The 16,424-nt window shown below is 65.4% G+C and carries 17 protein-coding genes and 1 tRNA gene; 3 read left to right on the top strand and 15 right to left on the bottom strand.

The annotated features are described in order from the left end of the window. Positions 1 to 78 precede the first annotated feature (78 nt). The 12 genes from QE449_RS08670 to QE449_RS08615 all read right to left on the bottom strand — a co-directional run bounded on the left by QE449_RS08670 (position 79) and on the right by QE449_RS08615 (position 10,446). A complete protein-coding gene (locus QE449_RS08670; protein ID WP_307108646.1) occupies positions 79 to 936 on the bottom strand; it encodes a hypothetical protein in 858 nt (285 codons plus the stop codon). Positions 937 to 1,357: 421 nt separating this feature from the next. Further along, positions 1,358 to 5,539, bottom strand: coding sequence for a phage tail tape measure protein (locus QE449_RS08665; RefSeq protein WP_307108645.1), 4,182 nt, complete (start codon positions 5,537 to 5,539; stop codon positions 1,358 to 1,360). 81 nt (positions 5,540 to 5,620) lie between these two features. Further along, positions 5,621 to 5,941 carry a hypothetical protein gene (locus QE449_RS08660; protein ID WP_307108644.1) on the bottom strand — a complete coding sequence of 107 codons (321 nt, stop codon included), beginning with the start codon at positions 5,939 to 5,941 and terminating at the stop codon, positions 5,621 to 5,623. 330 nt (positions 5,942 to 6,271) lie between these two features. Then, positions 6,272 to 6,970, bottom strand: coding sequence for a hypothetical protein (locus tag QE449_RS08655; RefSeq protein ID WP_307108643.1), 699 nt, complete (start codon positions 6,968 to 6,970; stop codon positions 6,272 to 6,274). Beyond that, positions 6,967 to 7,383: a helix-turn-helix domain-containing protein gene (locus QE449_RS08650; RefSeq protein WP_307108642.1), complete on the bottom strand. Its 417-nt coding sequence runs from the start codon at positions 7,381 to 7,383 to the stop codon at positions 6,967 to 6,969. Before QE449_RS08650 ends, QE449_RS08655 begins: the two co-directional genes overlap by 4 nt. Beyond that, complete coding sequence (locus tag QE449_RS08645; protein WP_307108641.1) at positions 7,380 to 7,640, bottom strand: hypothetical protein; 261 nt, start codon at positions 7,638 to 7,640, stop codon at positions 7,380 to 7,382. The genes QE449_RS08650 and QE449_RS08645 overlap by 4 nt, the downstream gene beginning before the upstream one ends. A 298-nt stretch (positions 7,641 to 7,938) precedes the next feature. Then, entirely contained in the window at positions 7,939 to 8,526 is a 588-nt protein-coding gene (locus QE449_RS08640; protein WP_307108640.1) for a hypothetical protein, read from the bottom strand. Continuing rightward, the gene (locus tag QE449_RS08635) at positions 8,523 to 8,822 is read right to left on the bottom strand and encodes a hypothetical protein (RefSeq protein ID WP_307108639.1); all 300 of its coding nucleotides are present in this window, start codon (positions 8,820 to 8,822) and stop codon (positions 8,523 to 8,525) included. The genes QE449_RS08640 and QE449_RS08635 overlap by 4 nt, the downstream gene beginning before the upstream one ends. Next, complete coding sequence (locus QE449_RS08630) at positions 8,822 to 9,085, bottom strand: hypothetical protein (RefSeq protein ID WP_307108638.1); 264 nt, start codon at positions 9,083 to 9,085, stop codon at positions 8,822 to 8,824. Before QE449_RS08630 ends, QE449_RS08635 begins: the two co-directional genes overlap by 1 nt. 1 nt (position 9,086) lies before the next feature. Further along, entirely contained in the window at positions 9,087 to 9,497 is a 411-nt protein-coding gene (locus QE449_RS08625) for a hypothetical protein (RefSeq protein WP_307108637.1), read from the bottom strand. Next, complete coding sequence (locus QE449_RS08620) at positions 9,497 to 10,177, bottom strand: hypothetical protein (RefSeq protein WP_307108636.1); 681 nt, start codon at positions 10,175 to 10,177, stop codon at positions 9,497 to 9,499. The genes QE449_RS08625 and QE449_RS08620 overlap by 1 nt, the downstream gene beginning before the upstream one ends. Then, a complete protein-coding gene (locus QE449_RS08615) occupies positions 10,177 to 10,446 on the bottom strand; it encodes a helix-turn-helix domain-containing protein (protein ID WP_307108635.1) in 270 nt (89 codons plus the stop codon). Before QE449_RS08615 ends, QE449_RS08620 begins: the two co-directional genes overlap by 1 nt. Positions 10,447 to 10,501: 55 nt before the next feature. Here QE449_RS08615 and QE449_RS08610 point away from each other — a divergent pair, with 55 nt between their 5' ends. Then, the gene (locus QE449_RS08610; protein WP_307108634.1) at positions 10,502 to 11,092 is read left to right on the top strand and encodes a helix-turn-helix domain-containing protein; all 591 of its coding nucleotides are present in this window, start codon (positions 10,502 to 10,504) and stop codon (positions 11,090 to 11,092) included. Beyond that, complete coding sequence (locus QE449_RS08605) at positions 11,079 to 12,194, top strand: tyrosine-type recombinase/integrase (RefSeq protein WP_307108633.1); 1,116 nt, start codon at positions 11,079 to 11,081, stop codon at positions 12,192 to 12,194. The genes QE449_RS08610 and QE449_RS08605 overlap by 14 nt, the downstream gene beginning before the upstream one ends. Before the next feature lie 62 nt (positions 12,195 to 12,256). On the opposite strand, the gene QE449_RS08600 is transcribed toward QE449_RS08605, so the two are convergent. From QE449_RS08600 to QE449_RS08590, 3 genes are all read right to left on the bottom strand, one after another. Beyond that, positions 12,257 to 12,328, bottom strand: a tRNA-Val gene (locus QE449_RS08600). Between the two features lie 31 nt (positions 12,329 to 12,359). Further along, on the bottom strand, positions 12,360 to 12,824 hold the full coding sequence (locus tag QE449_RS08595; protein WP_204868236.1) for a peroxiredoxin: 465 nt from the start codon (positions 12,822 to 12,824) through the stop codon (positions 12,360 to 12,362). After that, positions 12,824 to 13,246: a DUF3052 domain-containing protein gene (locus QE449_RS08590; protein ID WP_027505760.1), complete on the bottom strand. Its 423-nt coding sequence runs from the start codon at positions 13,244 to 13,246 to the stop codon at positions 12,824 to 12,826. The genes QE449_RS08595 and QE449_RS08590 overlap by 1 nt, the downstream gene beginning before the upstream one ends. Positions 13,247 to 13,616: 370 nt before the next feature. Here QE449_RS08590 and aceE point away from each other — a divergent pair, with 370 nt between their 5' ends. Next, entirely contained in the window at positions 13,617 to 16,403 is a 2,787-nt protein-coding gene (gene aceE / locus QE449_RS08585) for a pyruvate dehydrogenase (acetyl-transferring), homodimeric type (protein WP_307109695.1), read from the top strand. The last annotated feature ends 21 nt before the right edge of the window (positions 16,404 to 16,424 follow it).

Below are 16,424 nucleotides of genomic sequence, written 5' to 3'. Positions count from 1 at the left end.
TGATGCGTGACGCGGCTACATCTGCTGACCCGGTACCTACCAACACACGTGTTGCCCGTGTGTCTGCGGACCTCACGCTCATGGACGGATCACCGCCACGAAACCAGCAGCGGTCTTCGTGGCGGAGGGTAGGGCCGCGTACTCGGCTTCTGTCACGGACACGATCGTCACCGACCCGGCGGCCGCGCCGATTGCGGTACGCACTGCTGCTGCGTCCGTCGCCTTTACGACTGCTCGACCGGTAGCAGTGGCGTCGGTGATGTCCGTGGAGGACAGCGTCACCGCACCGGTTCGGCCCGCTACCGAAGAGACAGGTGATGCGGGGTACGTCTTCTCACGCCACGACGCCAACGTGGTCGAGGGTTCAGCGATGAGTTGCCAGTCGGTACCGCGGTCGGTGCGGGTGCACCAGTCGCCCCGTTGCCCCACCAGTGCGAGCATCGCTGCCTGCGTGCCGACAGCGCCGAGGAAGTCGGTCATGGCGACGGCGGGGATCTGCGCCTGCGGAACCTTCCCGGTTCCGTCGAGGTCGGCCTTCGCGGCGAGCGCGGTAGACAGTCCGGTCACCTCGGTGGTGGCGTGGGTGTGGGTGGCCGGCGGGAACGTGGTGGGCTTGTCCGCCAATCCGTTCCAGGACGTCGTGCCCGGATCGCCCTTGTCTCCTCGGTCGCCCTTGAACGGGACACCGCTGCCGTTAGAGGGGAAGGCTGAGGTGCCGTAGATGTACAGCAACCCGTCCGCGGTGACGACCCAACTGTCACCCGACACATTCCCCGAGGTGGGGAGGTTGGCGTACGTGGCGACGCGACCCTTGATCTGGATGCCCTGACCCATCGGGCCGGCGGCTCCGGTATCGCCCTTTGCGCCTGCCGGTCCGGTGTCGCCCTTCGCGCCGGCGACACCCGCCGGACCAGTCGGGCCGGTGTCGCCCTTCACGGTGTCAACTGGGTTCTGCTGAAGGTAGCGGTCAACCGCATGCTGCACGAGATCCGGCTCAGTCGTCGGAGGGAGGTACGCGTCGAGGAGATCGTGGAGTCGGTGCTCCCCAGAGTCAGGGACAACGAACTCGCGCCTCTTGCCGCTGAGTTGCACCAACGCCAGACCTGGATGCAGGTTCGTCGAGAACGATCCGCTGTTGTTCAAAGCGGCGGAGTGGCGCTGCATCATCACGATGGACTCACCCGATTTGGACGTTCGGGTATGCGGTACCAAGAACGTGATCTGGCCCGTAGCAGGCTCACGTCCGATGTTCTCAAGGGTGTCGAAAACGGTGGTCATAGTTCCGTCCTGGAGTTGATTGGCAAATTTTTATAAGGCGCCGGAGGGGTACTCGCTGAGAGCGAGTAGCCCCGTAACCTCACCGCCGGCTAAAAGTCAGCGCATTCTGCTTCTGGTGCTGCGTGTACTTGCGCAGCGCCTCGTCGATGTCGGTGACGTTGAACTGGACGTTGGGGCGATCAGCGAGCATCTGTGACATGGCGTCCGCGGTCAGACTCGGCTGCGGCACCGGCTTCTCCTTGGTCGCGTTCCGCAGCAGCTCCGGTCCTCCTGTCTGGTTGTTGACCAGGTTCAGGCCGGGCTTGACCCAGCCACCCTGATCGAACACGGGCACCTGGTTGAGCGATTCGCGGAAGCGCCGCAGGTACTCCACGACGGGCGACTCCTGCTGCAGGCCGGTCGCTTCGGGTCCGGGGAACTGGCCGGTCTCAAGCATCCCAGGTACCCACGTCTTCGGATCCGGCGGCGGTGTTCCGCCCTCCACCTGGCCCGGCTGCTGCGAGAAGTCAGGCAACTGCATCGTCAGCAACCGCGACGAACCGAGGTCGAAGGGCAACTGGTCGAGCAGGGCCTGCGCCCCGATCTTGCCGACCTCGGAGCCGAACTGCCGGAACCGGTCCGAGATGCTGAAGGTCTTCACCTCCGGCTGTGGCGCCTTCTCCGGCGTGGTGGTGCTCGTCGGCTCTGCCGGCTCGGTGACCGCCGGTGCGGCCTCTTCTGCCGCTGTGACGACGTCCTGCGGGGCGGGGGGAACGACCACGGCGCGACCGGTGGATGCTGCGAGCAACTGCTCCGCCTCGGCCATCCGTGGGGCGTACTTGTCCGGGTAGGCGGAGCGTTGCACTGCCTGCGCCGCGGCGCCGGGGTCCATGTTCTCGTAGTCGAGTTTCGAGAGCTCGTCGTAGAACATGCCCGCTGCTGCGCGGGGTGTCATCCGCTCCTCCGCTGTTCCCCAGGCGCCGTTGTCCTGTTGCTGGAACACCCCGGTCGAGGAGTCGGGGCCGTAGTCGAGGTTCTGCAGCTCGGACTCGACGAGGCCCGCGCCGAGCGCGATGGTGATGCCGCGGTCACTGATGCCGCGGTCTCGGCCCTCCGCGACGATGTCGTCGACGATGCGGTCGCGGTCACTGCGGGTGTCCGTGGGCGCTGCAGTGGCGGGCTCGGACGGCGGTGTAGTCATTGCCCAGTGCACGTGGTTGTAGTGCTGGCCCATGGTGTCGGAACCGAAGAACGCGTACCCGTCGCCGACGCTCTGCCCGTTGTCGATGTTCCGGTCGAAGGGTGCGTGGATCAGTTCGGCGGTCGCGGACATGTAGTTGTCGGCGATGAAGTTCGAAAGCTCCTGCATCTCGGGGGTGTCACCGGATCCGTTGGAGAAGTCCCCGGCCTGCCCGGTGTAGTGGAACGACCCCGGCTCGTCCCGGTAGCCCGACGTCATTTCCATTGTAGGCCAACGCTTCTGAACCAGCGCGGTCATAGCGTCGACGACACCACCGCCAGCATAGCCGGGGAGCTTCGGGAAAGTACCGGCGTTGATAGCTGCGAGTTCGCGGTCGTACTTGGCTGAGGAGTTGCCGTTGATGACCCACTCCCCGGCATCGACGCGGGCGATCGGCATCCCTGCACCGGTGACGCCGAGGATGCCGTCGGTGACGCCTGTCCCCGGGCCGGTCAGGGGGAGCCGTCCGCCGTGCGCACGTCCACCGGGGAACACTGCGGCGGGGACACGCTCCTTCTCCACCGTCTGCAGGGTGATGATGGCGGTGCGTTGCTTCTGCACGAACGCGTTGACTGCGTTCTCTGCGTCGACTGTATCTGCCCGCACGACAACATCTTTCGATCCGGGGATCTGCTCGATCGTCAGTCCGAGACCGAGCAGGCGGTCACGCTGTTCCTGCGTTGGCGCTTCGATGCGGACAGTCTTTTCATTGGGTACGTCGATGACCGTCTGACCGAGGACCGCGACGTTGCCGGCGAGGGTCTGTGTCTCACCGGCAGTCCCGACGAGTGCGGAGGCATAGTCGCGCTGGATCTGCTGCGCTTCGGTCAACTGCCCGTTCGAGGTGTTGACGGTGTTCGAGAGGTTGATCGCGCCCTGGCCCGCTGTGTCGAGACCAGCCTTGAGATCGTCGAGACCGGCGACCGTCAATGCGACACCGTTGCGACCCGTGGTCTGCGCGGCGTTGTAGGTGTCCACCTTCGAGGTGATCTCGTCGTACTTCGCGGAGTTGCCGGACAGTGCCGCAGTGAGGTCGTCCGCGGTGATCCCCAGTTCGGAGTAGACGTCGATGTTGTTGCGGAACACTCCCGACGCCTGCACCGACTTGTCGATGTTCGACTGCAGCAGGTCGTTCACTCGCTGCAGCGGCGCCTCGAACCCGAGGGTCGCGGCCACATAGTCGCGACCCTGGATCCCGTAGTCCTGAGCGGAGTCGAGCTGCCCGCCGGCTGCGAGTTCCTGAGCTTTGTTCTGGTAGGTCTCCGAAGTCACCGCACCGGTGTTCTCCTCCAGTGATTGCTGCAGGGACTGCACTGCTGCTCGCTGTGCTTCCGCTTCCGCGGCGGCCTCGCGGTGCGACTTGGCGAGGTTGCCCATGACGACGGTCGCGCCGATGGCGGTGGCCGTCAATCCCAAGCCCACCGGACCACCGAGGGCGCCGACGACACCGGACGCTGCCAGTCGCATTCCCTGGCCGGCCGCGGCTGCGGTACCGGCTGCTCGTCCGAACCGCTCGGCGCTCGACGCTGCCCCGAGGAACGCGGTCTGCATCTGTGCGACGGCGGGGCGATGCGTTCCCAGCTGTGCGATGGACGATCCGAACCGTCCCATTGCCACGCTGCCGGCCGATCCTGCGGAGGCCGCAAGGTTGTTGGCGGTAGCAATCTGGCGCATGGCGGTGGCTGCACTGGTGGCGTTGCCGCCCATGGTGGTGAGGGAGGAGCCGTACCGTCGAGCGGCCAACTGTCCGATGAGCAGACCCGCCCCGATGGCCTGAACTTCGGTAGGGATCGATGACAGCGCGGAGACCGTGGACCCTGCAGCGGAACCGACCTCGGTGAGTCCGTCGACGAACTTCGGTGAGTTGCTCGAGATGAAGTCGGCGGACTTCCCGGCGAGCGCTTCGAGTGGACCGTCGACCAAGTCGTAGATCTGCAGGGCGGCGGTCTCTGCTGCGTTGCCGACCGCGGCCATGGCACCGGGAAGACCCTGAGTCTTCGCCGCGGCGACCTCAGCGGCAGCGCCCTGCCGGTTGATCGCGACCTGCATGGAATCGAAGCCCTCGGAGCCGACCTGAGCGGCAACACCTGCGAGGCGCATGGCGTCGGAACCGAACAACGTTGCGGTGGCGGCCTGGTACATCTCCGGGGTCATGCTGGCGGCGGCATCGTCGAGCTGACCGAACAGCGATGACAGGCCGACGAATTGACCCTGTGCGTCGTAGACGGTGAGCCCGAGTTCTTCGATCGCGCCTTGGGCGGGGTTGGAGGTATCGGTCAGCGCCAGCAGTGCTGACTTCAGGAGCGTGCCCGCGTCTGACCCTGTGATGCCGGCGTTCGCGAACAGCGCAAGACCGGTGGCGGTGTCCTCGATCGTGAGACCGAACTGATTCGCCACAGCGCCGGCTTGCTGCAGTCCGTTCGCGATGTCGGTGATCTCTGCTGAGGATGCGTTGGCGGCGTTCGCGAGAACGTCGGAAGTCTTCGCCGCGTAGTCCGCGTTCAGACCGAAGGACTGCAACGCCTGGGATTGGATCGTGGCTGCGGAGGCGGCGTCGATCTGAGCCGCTGCAGCGAGCTGCAAGGTGCCCTTGGCGGCGTCCATGGACTGCTCGACGGAGAACCCGCCCTTGGCGAGTTCGGTCATCGCCGCGGCTGCGTCTCCAGCGGATGTTCCCGGTAGGGAGATGTCGTTGCCGAGGGTGCGCGCTCGTTCCGAGACGGCTGCTAACTGCGCCTCGGTCGCACCGGACACGGCCGACATGGTGTTGAGCGAGGTCGTGAAGTCGTTCCCGACCGAGATGACCTGTTTGAAGCCGGCGGCGATGGCAGCCACGCCGGTGGCGAGACCGGCCGCGCCGGCGAGGGTCTTCAGGGAGGATCCAAGCGAGTTCTGCAGGCCGGCACCCATGCGCTGACCGGCGTCACGGCCGGCGCGTTCAGCTTCGGGGGCGGCGTTGGCGAACGCGGCCCGCATCTGGCGGGGGATGTTGGCCGTGGAGACCGACAAGCTCACATAAGCGGAGGCAATTTCTACAGCCACGGGGCGCGTCCTTCGGACTCAGCGCACCCGGTCGAACGATGTTCGCCGAGTGCGTGGAGCGGCCCTGCGAACGGGATCAAGCTACGCGGACGAGGAGGACTCAGCCGCGGTGGTGGACTTCTTCTTGGTGGACTTTTTCTCGCCCGCCTTCTGGAACCGCGCCGAATCGAACGCGATTACCTGTGCGGACACACCATCGGTGGATCCGATGTCTCTGCGTGCCCCCGATGCTGCTCGGAGACGCAGGATCTCAGCCTTCGCCCGTTCCAACGCTGGGTTCAGATTCGCCCGCAACTGCGGGACGCTCTCGAACGTCTCTGAAAGCAACCTGTAACGGAGCTCGACCTCGGCGAGGTCGTCCTTGGCGTCCATCGCGGCGCTGAGTGTCGTGTAGTCGGTCATCAGGTCACCTTCCGGGCCAGGGGGGTAGGGGGGTGGGACACACACAATGGCGTATGCCTACGAGGGGCGCCGTGCCGGTGGCCGAGGGGCACCCCCCCTGCCCGTGTCGGGCCTGTGTCGCACCGTGGCGGACCTGTGAGCGGGCCTGGCGGTTCGAGCGACGCCGGTGTGCTCTCAGAGCGTCTGAGGCCCGGTTTCCGCTTATCGTGACATGCCCGTGGTGAGTGCGGCGCCGGTGCAGGGTGCTCTGGGCGCCGGTTGTTGCCGGCGTCGTGATGGAGCCCTTGCCCTGGAAAGGATGAAGTCGGGATTGGACACCGACGCCGCTGCTCAATTCGACCCCAGGAGGTGGTCGACACCTCGGCGCTCGCCGCCGCTGAGGAATCCGGTGATCTTGCCGGCGAGGTCGGGGGCACTGGGTGCTGGTGCGTGGGTGGTCTGTCCACCGAGCTTCGGGAACCCTGCACTGCGTGGCAAGTCCAAGCGCGGCGGCACGTAGTGAACGGTCGACATGAGGCCGTTGTCGCTGTATTTGGCGAGGGATGTCAGGTCACCGAGATCATCGCGTGCTGCCGGGTTGCGGTCGAGGTAGTCGTTGGTGACTGTGGACCAACCCCTGACCATCGCCCTCTCCATCACTGCGGTGGCGAGGATGTCGTCGCCGGATCGCTTGGCCGACTCGTACAGCTCGGTGGCGTCGTCACCGTTGTCGAGCTGACGTGCTCGGGCTGCGGCATCGCGGTAGCTGACGAGGCGTGAGGGGTCGGTGCTGGCTGATGGGGAGAGGCCGAACACGCGGCGCTCGAGGTTCTCCTTGAGTCCCTGGACTGCGGCCTTCTCACGGGCGTGGAGGGCGCGCATCTTCTCGGCGACCTCGGCGTGCAGCGGTTCGAGTTGTTCCCGCTGGCCGACGGCCGTGAGACTGCGGTCGCTGGTCACCTCGGTGTGGATGCGGGAGAACTCCTCGGCGAGTGCGCCGGCCTGTTCTCGGTATTCGGCTACCTCGGCGTGGAGGTCTGTGAGACTCATGCGATTCTCCTGCTGTCGGCAATGTCGATGCTGTTGGGGTCGACCAACCACCGGGCGCCCACTTGCTCGGCGTGGATCCGGCCTGTGGCGCACCACTTCCGGATGCATCGGTCGGTCACGTCCAGCATCGCGGCTGCTTCCTTGGTGCTCACCCACTGGTTATAGTCTTGCCTATACCGTTGCGATGCATCATCTTTCGTTCCGTTTGCGGAACCGATGGCCGCTAGGTAGAGGGCGGTCAGCACGACATACGCCTCGCGATCTGTGGTGCGGAGCCGGATACGTCGATCCGCGGTCATCCCCGACTGGCCGTCGAGCCACCGGGCGATTCTCGGGGGGACGATCACCGAACCGTCGGAGGTGAGGCACTGCGCGATGCGCACCTCCATCGACGGTTCGGCGCCGGACGTCACGGGGTGTCTTCCCGGTGCAGTTGGTCGAGAATTCCGATTGCCCAGTCCTCGGCCTCGTCGCCGTAGAGGTCACGGGCGAGAACCGCTGCCGATCCGGCGAGCGCGCACATGAGAGCAACACCTGCGTACGGGTCACCGTTTTGTGCGTCGCGATCCACCTCGGCCAACAGGAGCGGCAGTCGGTCGGCCTCACCCTGGAGGACGGCGAGTGCGGCTCGCATCGCTCGTTCCCGGTCACGGTTGTTGATGGCACGCATCAGGACGCCTCCTTCTGTACGGCCTTGTCGGAAGGCCGGTTCCTGGAAGGAACTCTCCCCCCGACTACCGCTGTGAGTGGGGACGGGAACGCCTTCACCGAATACTCCCGACACGGTCTCAGCTCCGGGCAACGACGACACAGAGCCACAGCGGCAGCGTGCCGGTAGGCCGCATCCTCACGGGTCTCACCGCTCTCGGCATCGAAGCCGTCGAACAACACGTGACGGCCCGCGCACAACGCCTCGGGCAGATCCGGCGCCGCCGACAACGCCTCCGCCAATCGATCCCACGGACTCGTCACGCCACCACCTTCTCCCCATGCTGGTGGCACTGAGGGCACACGTCCTCAGTCGAGAACGCTGAACCGTTGCTACACCACCCGCAGGGACGACGAGGCTTCACGTTGTGCTTCCAGTGCTTCTCCGCAGAGTCTCGCTTTAGGTCTGGTTCTCTAACGTGCCTTGCCTGTCCTGTCCTTGCCTGTCCTTCCTGTGCAGTCGCCGGGGACTCGTCCCCCGGTACGTCCCCAGGGACAGAGGCACTACCTGCACTCTTGTTCGCACGCTGCTTCTGCTTCTTCAGCCGGTCCCGCCGGCGTGCGTTCTCCAGAACTTCGAGCTCACTTCGCGTGGTCTGGTGCGCGGCGTAGTCCAGAATCAGCCACCCCTCGGGGCGCTCCTCCCAGAGCTTCTGGCCGACCAGCGCGGCCGGCGCGTCCCGCCCGAAGCCTGGTATCAACACCAGGTCCTCGGGCAGGATCACGCCGTCCGTACGGTTGGACACGCTCCACACCAAACTCATCACGAACGCCCGGAAGTGGTCAGCGCTGAGCCGATGGATCCGCCGGTCCATGAGGTATCGCTCGGGTAGGCGTGCATCGGTCATGAGCGTGCGCACCCCCGCCAGAAGCGAGTGAGACCACCAGAACGCCCTGGCCGACGGGCTCGGCCGTAGCCGCAGTGCTCGATCACACCTCGGCGTTTGGCCTCGGCGAACAGTGCGCCCCACCTACTGGGGTGGTCGAGCTCCACGCCGCACTGCTCGGTGACATCGAACGCCTCGAACTCCTGCCCGGTTGACGCGAGGTAGCGCACGGCTTCCATAGCGGGCGTGAAATCCCATTCCGATGCGTTCTCGATCGCTTTCTGGAGGCCGCTATTTGCCGGTTCGGTCTCAGACATCACAGGCTCTCCCTGATCTCTGCGGCGGCGCGCACCGCGTCTTCATTGCGCTCGATGACCTTCGAGAGGCTCGGCGCAGTTGCGGCTGCCGGCGACCTCGGTAGGTCGGCCAATACCGACGCCACCGCATCAACCAGGTCAACCGCCTCGGTGATCGACAAGCGGACTGAGGTACCGCCCCACGTCACGGTGATGGACTTGCCGGTAGTGCTGTGAGCTCGAACCGGGTCGACGCACACTTCGTCGTTGACGATGAACGCCATGTCAGACCCTCCTCAGGTGACGTGGGCGGGGCTCGTGCAGTTCCACGCGCAAGGTGCACGTCGACTCGTTCGCGAAGACGGAGTAGGCGCCGTGGTCCTCACCGGGATCTGCCGATCGTCGATTCGTGTACAGGAGTTGCTCACCGAGATTCGTGGCCCGGTACGGCCAGACGTGTGTGGTGAAGACGCCGTCCTCGATGTCGATGCGGGATTCAATCGGACGCCCGTCGGAGTAGTGGTCAACCAGCTTCGCTGCGGCGATCAGATCCATGCGGGCGGTATCCAGGGCGTCAAATTCAGGTCCCTCGGTATCGGTACCGTTCCCGCTGAGTGAGTCCGGAACCCAGTCGAGCGTGTTGATCGCCTTGCGGACGGCCCATACGAGGACGTCTTCGGTGGTGTAAGCGAACATCACTCACCACCCTGGACGGTCGTGTCACGAGCGACGTCAACCAGGAGCAGCAGGAGCTTGGCCACCTCGGCGGCTTCATCCAGGGTGAGGCGCATCCGTGACTTGTGCAGCCACTTCATCGCTGTCGAGTCGCCGCCGCCCTCGCTTCCTACGCACGAAACCCATGTCTCCATCACCGGTTCACGCATGTTGAACCCCTGGATGATCCGAGCGGCGAACGAGGGGAAAGTGATGCCCTCGACGTCGGTGGCGCCCAGCTCACTGCTGATGCGAACGAGGTGGGTCCCGCTGACGAAACCGTTGCTGTACGGGGTCGGCCGCCACGACTCGTCCGCGCTGTCTTCGTGGTGCCAGACAGGCGTGGTCACACCCGGTGCGACCTCCTCGTGCACCTTGTTGTGGGGAACCCACGTGCTGTACTCGTACGCACGCTCTTCGGCCCGGTAGTACGGACTCTTGGGTGAGACCTTCGGGAAGTATTCGCGGGCGTACTGCTCGAACTCGGTGAGGTCGGCGTCGAGGTCGATCGGCGCGTCGTGGGTGGTCTGGTCTACCATGTCGTTCATCAGGTTCTTCTCCTTACTGAGGGTTCTCTGATCACTGCCCTCGATGCCCTGGCCGGCGTCGGGGGCGTTCTTCGTCGTGGGGCTGTGCGCCAGGCGCACACCCTTGGCGGGCATCAGGCGGCACCCGTCCTGTTCGCTGCACACACCGTGTTGCTTTCGACGTATGCCTGCAGGTCGCTGAGCCGGTAGAGGATGCGACGTCCGGTGCGGACGTACGTCGGCCCTTCCCCTCGGTACCGCATCTGTGACAACGCGTTTGGGCTCGTACGCAAGAACGCCGCTGCCTCCTTCGGCGTGGCGAGGGGGGACGGCGCGAGAACCGCGTCTGGATGGTTCACCGTGTCTCCTGTTCTGAATTGATAACACCTTGTCTCGGTATTCATCACAAGCTAACCCAGGATCTGGACTGTCGCAAGACCACGCCGTAGCGTGTCGCATATGGCAACAGACGAGGTCCTCCGTGGGCCGACTGGGGAGACGGTCAGGCACAACGTTGCGCGCCTTCGGGCGAAGCGAGGTTTGAGCCTGAGGGCGCTTGCAGCCAGGACCGAGGAATCGAATCGCCCACTCGGACACGGCTCTATCAATCAGATTGAGCAAGGCCGGCGGCGGGTGGATGTCGACGACCTGATGGTCCTCTCGGTTGCTTTGGGCGTTTCCCCTCTCGCCATTCTTTTCCCGCAGAGTCCGAAAGGAAAAAGGGACAATAAAGCGCGGATCGAGGTCGAAGCCACAGGTATCGGCACGACGCGGCTCGGCGTGCTTTGGAGTTGGGGTAAGTGCCTATTCATTCCGAGTTGGGCGCCGCAGCAAACCGCGGAATGGGAGGACCGTGACGAGGATGGCGTCGGTGTGACCAGGGATGAAGACGGCCAATGGATCATCCCGTACGAGGTGGCCGACATGATGTCCTCCATCATGAAAATGGACCAACAACGGATGTCGAAGCTCTTTGAGTTGTTCGACCTATTCGTCGACGACTATCAGAAAGACCGGCAGGCGAAGAAGGCATCCGATGGCGACGATTGAGCCCTACGAGACCAAATCCGGCCGCCGTTACCAGGTTCGCTATCGGACACCGGATCACAAACAGACAAAGCGTCGTGGGTTCACCACTAAGCGCGACGCGCAGGCGTTCGCGAATACGGTGGAGGTGTCGAAGCTCCGCGGCGAGTACATCTCCCCCGCCGATGGCCGGCGCACAGTAGGTGAGCTCGGTCCCGACTGGCTGGAGCGACAGCGCGGCCACCTGAAGCGGTCAACCTGGGCTCCTCTTGAGGTGGCGTGGCGTCTGCGTGTCGAGCCGCGGTGGGGCGACGTTCGACTCGTGGACATCCGCCCAACGGATGTTCAGGCGTGGGTGGTCGAGCTTGGCGAGACGGTCGGCGCCACCGTCGTGATCCGCACGTTCGGCGTGCTCGCGAGCATCCTTGATGACGCCGTACGCGATCGGCTGATCTTGGCGAACCCGGCTCGTGGAGTCGGGAAGACCGCCGGCACTCGCCTACCGAGGAAGACGCGGAAGCGGAACGTCTACTTGACGCACACCCAGGTCGACCAGTTCGCGGCGGCGACTGGCGAATGGTCGACGCTGGTATTCATGCTCGCGTACTGCGGGCTGCGGTGGGGTGAGGCGACTGGGTTGCGGGTGAAGGACCTGGACCTCCTACGCAAGCGCGCCACGGTCGACGAGAACGCGGTCGCGGTGGGCTCCGAGATCATCGTGGGCACAACGAAGGGACACAAGCGGCGGACGGTCCCGCTGCCTGCGTTCCTCGTGCCCATGCTGGCGGTGCAGTGTGAGGGGAAGGTCCGGGAGGATCTGCTGTTCCCTGACGGCGACGGTCGGCACCTTCCGCGGCCGCACAACATATCCGGGTGGTTCGACAAAGGCGTCCAAGCGGCTGATATCCCCCGAGTGACGCCACACGACCTTCGGCACACAGCGGCGAGCCTGGCAGTGCAGGCCGGCGCGAACGTGAAGGCGCTGCAGCGGATGCTCGGTCACGCGTCGGCGGCCATGACATTGGACGTGTACGCGGACCTATTCGACGACGATCTCGACGCCGTGGGCGCCGCGCTGGACCACGCACGTGAAGCAAGTGTGCCCAAAATGTGCCCACCGGCATGATGCGCGTAATTGTGGGCACGGCCTGAGCTGGGAAAACACATTGTCGCCTGAAGAAATTCGAGTGGGCGCAGAGGGGTTCGAACCCCCGACCGCTGGTGTGTAAAACCAGAGCTCTACCGCTGAGCTATACGCCCCGTCGTTCCCCGACCGAGCCGGGGAACGCGCTCAAGAATCTAGCGTGGCGAGGGCCTTCTCCCAAGCCCCCTGGTCACGGGCCTCGCCCGGACCCATCATCTCGGCGAACCGCACCACTCCGGACGTGTCGATGAGGAAGGTTCCGCGGTTGGCGAACCCGAGGTCCTCGTTGAACACGCCGTACTGCTGCGCCACGGCGCCGTGCGGCCAGAAGTCCGACAGGAGCGGGAACGTGTATCCCTGCTCGGCGGACCAGATCTTGTGCGTGGGAGGCGGACCGACCGAGACGGCGAGCACCGCGGTGTCGTCGTTCTCGAACTTCGGCAGCTCGTCGCGCACCCGGCAGAGTTCACCCTGGCACGTGCCGGTGAACGCGAGCGGGAAGAAGATCAGCAGCACGTTCTTGGTGCCGCGATAGTCCGACAGCGTGACGGGCTGGTTGTTCTGGTCCTTCAACGTGAAGTCGGGAGCCTCGACTCCCACCTCGAGCGTCATCAGCGCTTCGTGGGCTGAGCCTTGGGCTGCACCAGCCGACTGCCGATCCACGCACCGAGGTTCGTGGTGGAGGTCTGGGTGAGGCCCGCGGTGGGTGCGGACTCGGCGATCTCGCTGGGCTCGACATGGCCGGACTGGCCTGTCTTGGGAGTGAGGACCCACACGAAACCGTCGTCGGAAAGGGGGGTGATGGCGTCCATGAGGGCGTCGACCAGGTCTCCGTCCCCGTCGCGCCACCACAGCAGCACGACGTCGACCACCTCGTCGGAATCCTCGTCGACGGTCTCGCCGCCGATCATCTCCTCGACGTCGGCCCGCAAGTCGTCGTCGGTGTCCTCGTCCCAACCCAACTCTTGCACGACCATGTCGCGGGTGACTCCGAGCTTCTGGGCATAGTTCTGGGCGTCCGCCGCGGCGACCACGGTCGTGTCCTCCTTCGAGTCGTGAACCCGATCGAGACCGACCGGGCGATACAGCAAAGTGTGCAGTAGTCAAAGCGAACAGGGTCGGGCGCCCCGGCGCAAGCCGACGCGGCGATCTGCGCGTTTTTCCGTTGCATTGATTTCACGCTTACCCAATCGGGAACCACCTGCACCAAGCGGGGTCCGATGGGGCAGGATTGACCTCGATCACCCGAGATTGACCCAGATCACCGTGAAGCTGCACAGCGGGCCGGCGTCACAGGACCGGCTCGCACTGGACCGGGAGCACACCATGCTCCCGCCACATCGAGGAGAACACACGTTGTCGGAATCGACGAAGGAAGAGCGCACCGACGCGGCAGACGCCGCGATGGGCGCTGTCGCCAGGAAGGCGAGCACGGACGGCCGTGTTCGCGTCATCCGAGAGGGGGTGGCGTCGTACCTTCCGGACATCGACAGTGACGAGACCGACGAGTGGATGGAATCCTTCGACCAGCTCCTCGAGCGCTCCGGGCCGCAGCGCGCCCGCTACCTGATGCTGCGCATGCTCGAGCGTGCCGGCGAGAAGCGTGTGTCCATTCCCGCGCTGACGTCGACCGACTACGTCAACACCATCCCCACCGAGAACGAGCCGTGGTTCCCCGGCGACGAGTCCATGGAACGCCGCTACCGCGCCTGGATCCGCTGGAACGCCGCGATCATGGTGCACCGAGCGCAGCGCCCCGGCGTCGGCGTCGGTGGCCACATCTCCACGTACGCCTCGTCCGCTGCTCTGTACGAGGTGGGCTTCAACCACTTCTTCCGCGGCAAGGACCACCCGGGCGGCGGTGACCACATCTTCATCCAGGGCCACGCCTCCCCCGGCATCTACGCCCGCGCGTTCCTCGAGGGTCGCATTCCGGCCGAGCGTATGGACGGCTTCCGCCAGGAGTACAGCCACGCGGATCAGGGCGGCGGCCTGCCGTCGTACCCGCACCCGCGTCTGATGCAGGACTTCTGGGAGTTCCCGACGGTGTCGATGGGCCTCGGCCCGATGAACGCCATCTACCAGGCGCGCTTCAACCACTACCTCGCCGACCGCGGCATCAAGGACACCACCGATCAGCACGTGTGGGCGTTCCTCGGCGACGGCGAGATGGACGAGCCGGAGTCGCGAGGCCTCGCTCACGTGGCTGCCACCGAGGGGCTGGACAACCTGACCTTCGTCGTCAACTGCAACCTGCAGCGCCTCGACGGCCCGGTGCGCGGCAACGGCAAGATCATCCAGGAACTGGAGTCGTTCTTCCGTGGCGCCGGCTGGAACGTCATCAAGGTCGTGTGGGGCCGCGAGTGGGACACGCTCCTGCACAAGGACCGCGACGGCGCGCTGGTGAACCTGATGAACACCACGCCCGACGGCGACTTCCAGACGTACAAGGCCAACGACGGCAGTTACGTCCGCGACAACTTCTTCGGTCGCGATCCGCGGACCAAGGAACTGGTCAAGGATCTGAGCGACGCCGAGATCTGGAACCTCAAGCGCGGTGGCCACGACTACCGCAAGGTCCACGCCGCGTACGCCGCCGCGATGGAGCACAAGGGCCAGCCGACGGTGATCCTGGCGCACACCATCAAGGGCTACACGCTGGGCAAGCACTTCGAGGGCCGCAACGCGACCCACCAGATGAAGAAGCTGACGCTGGACGACCTCAAGGCGTTCCGCGACATCCAGCACATCCCGATCTCCGACGAGGAGCTCGAGAAGGATCCGTACCTGCCCCCGTACTACCACCCGGGCGAGGACTCCCCCGAGATCCAGTACATGCTCGATCGCCGCAAGGCCCTGGGCGGATACGTCCCGGAGCGTCGCACGTCGGCGAAGCCGCTGCCCATGCCGCCCGACTCGACCTACAAGTCGATCATGAAGGGTTCCGGCAAGCAGGAGGTCGCGACGACCATGGCGCTCGTCCGCGTCATGAAGGAACTTCTTCGCGACAAGGAGATCGGCCATCGCGTCGTGCCGATCATCCCCGACGAGGCCCGCACCTTCGGTATGGACTCGTGGTTCCCGTCGCTCAAGATCTACAACCGCAACGGCCAGCTCTACACCTCGGTCGACTCGGAACTGATGCTCGCCTACAAGGAGAACGTCACCGGCCAGATCCTGCACGAGGGCATCAACGAGGCCGGCTCGACGTCGTCCTTCACGGCCGTCGGCACGTCGTACGCCACTCACGGCGAACCGATGATCCCGCTGTACATCTTCTACTCGATGTTCGGTTTCCAGCGGACCGGCGACGGCCTCTGGGCCGCTGCCGACCAGATGGCCCGCGGCTTCGTGCTCGGCGCCACCGCCGGCCGCACCACCCTCACCGGTGAGGGCCTGCAGCACGCCGACGGACACTCGCTGTTGCTCGCGGCGACCAACCCGGCGGCCGTCGCGTACGACCCGGCGTTCTCGTTCGAGATCGCGCACATCATCAAGGACGGTCTGCGCCGGATGTACGGCGGCACCGAGGGTGTGGAGGGATTCGGTGGAGAGAACATCTTCTACTACATCACTCTGTACAACGAGCCGTACCGCCAGCCGGCGGAGCCCGAGAACCTCGACGTCGAGGGTCTGCTGAAGGGCATCTATCTGTTCCAGAAGGGCAAGGCCGACGGCCCGAAGGCACAGATCCTGGTCTCCGGTGTGGGCATGCCGTCCGGGCTGCGTGCGCAGGAACTCCTCGCCGAGGACTACGGCGTGTCCGCGGACGTCTGGTCGGTGACCAGCTGGGGCGAACTCCGCCGCGACGGTGTCGACGCCGAGACCGAGGCCCTGCGCAACCCCGGCGACGAGCCGCGAGTCCCGTACGTCACCAGCAAGCTGCAGGAGGCGGAGGGACCCTTCGTCGCCGCGTCGGACTGGATGCGTGCTGTTCCGGATCAGATCCGTCAGTGGGTTCCCGGTCACTACACGACGCTGGGCACCGACGGGTTCGGCTTCTCCGACACCCGCACGGCCGCTCGTCGCCACTTCAACGTCGACGCCGAGTCCATCGTCGTCGCCGTGCTGTCCGCACTCGGCCGGTCCGGCGAGGTCGACAAGGACAAGGCGGTCGAGGCAGCCGAGCGCTACCAGATCGACGACGTCCTCGCAGCACCGATCTCGACGGCCGACCCGGGCGTTGCCTGACGGTTCCACCAGCAGCGGCGC

The sequence above is a fragment of the Rhodococcus sp. SORGH_AS_0303 genome (assembly GCF_030819335.1).
In the GTDB taxonomy this organism is placed as follows: Bacteria; Actinomycetota; Actinomycetes; order Mycobacteriales; family Mycobacteriaceae; genus Rhodococcoides.
The sequence above is the reverse complement of the archived record's forward strand: the minus strand, read 5'-3'. Positions and strand labels throughout refer to the sequence as shown.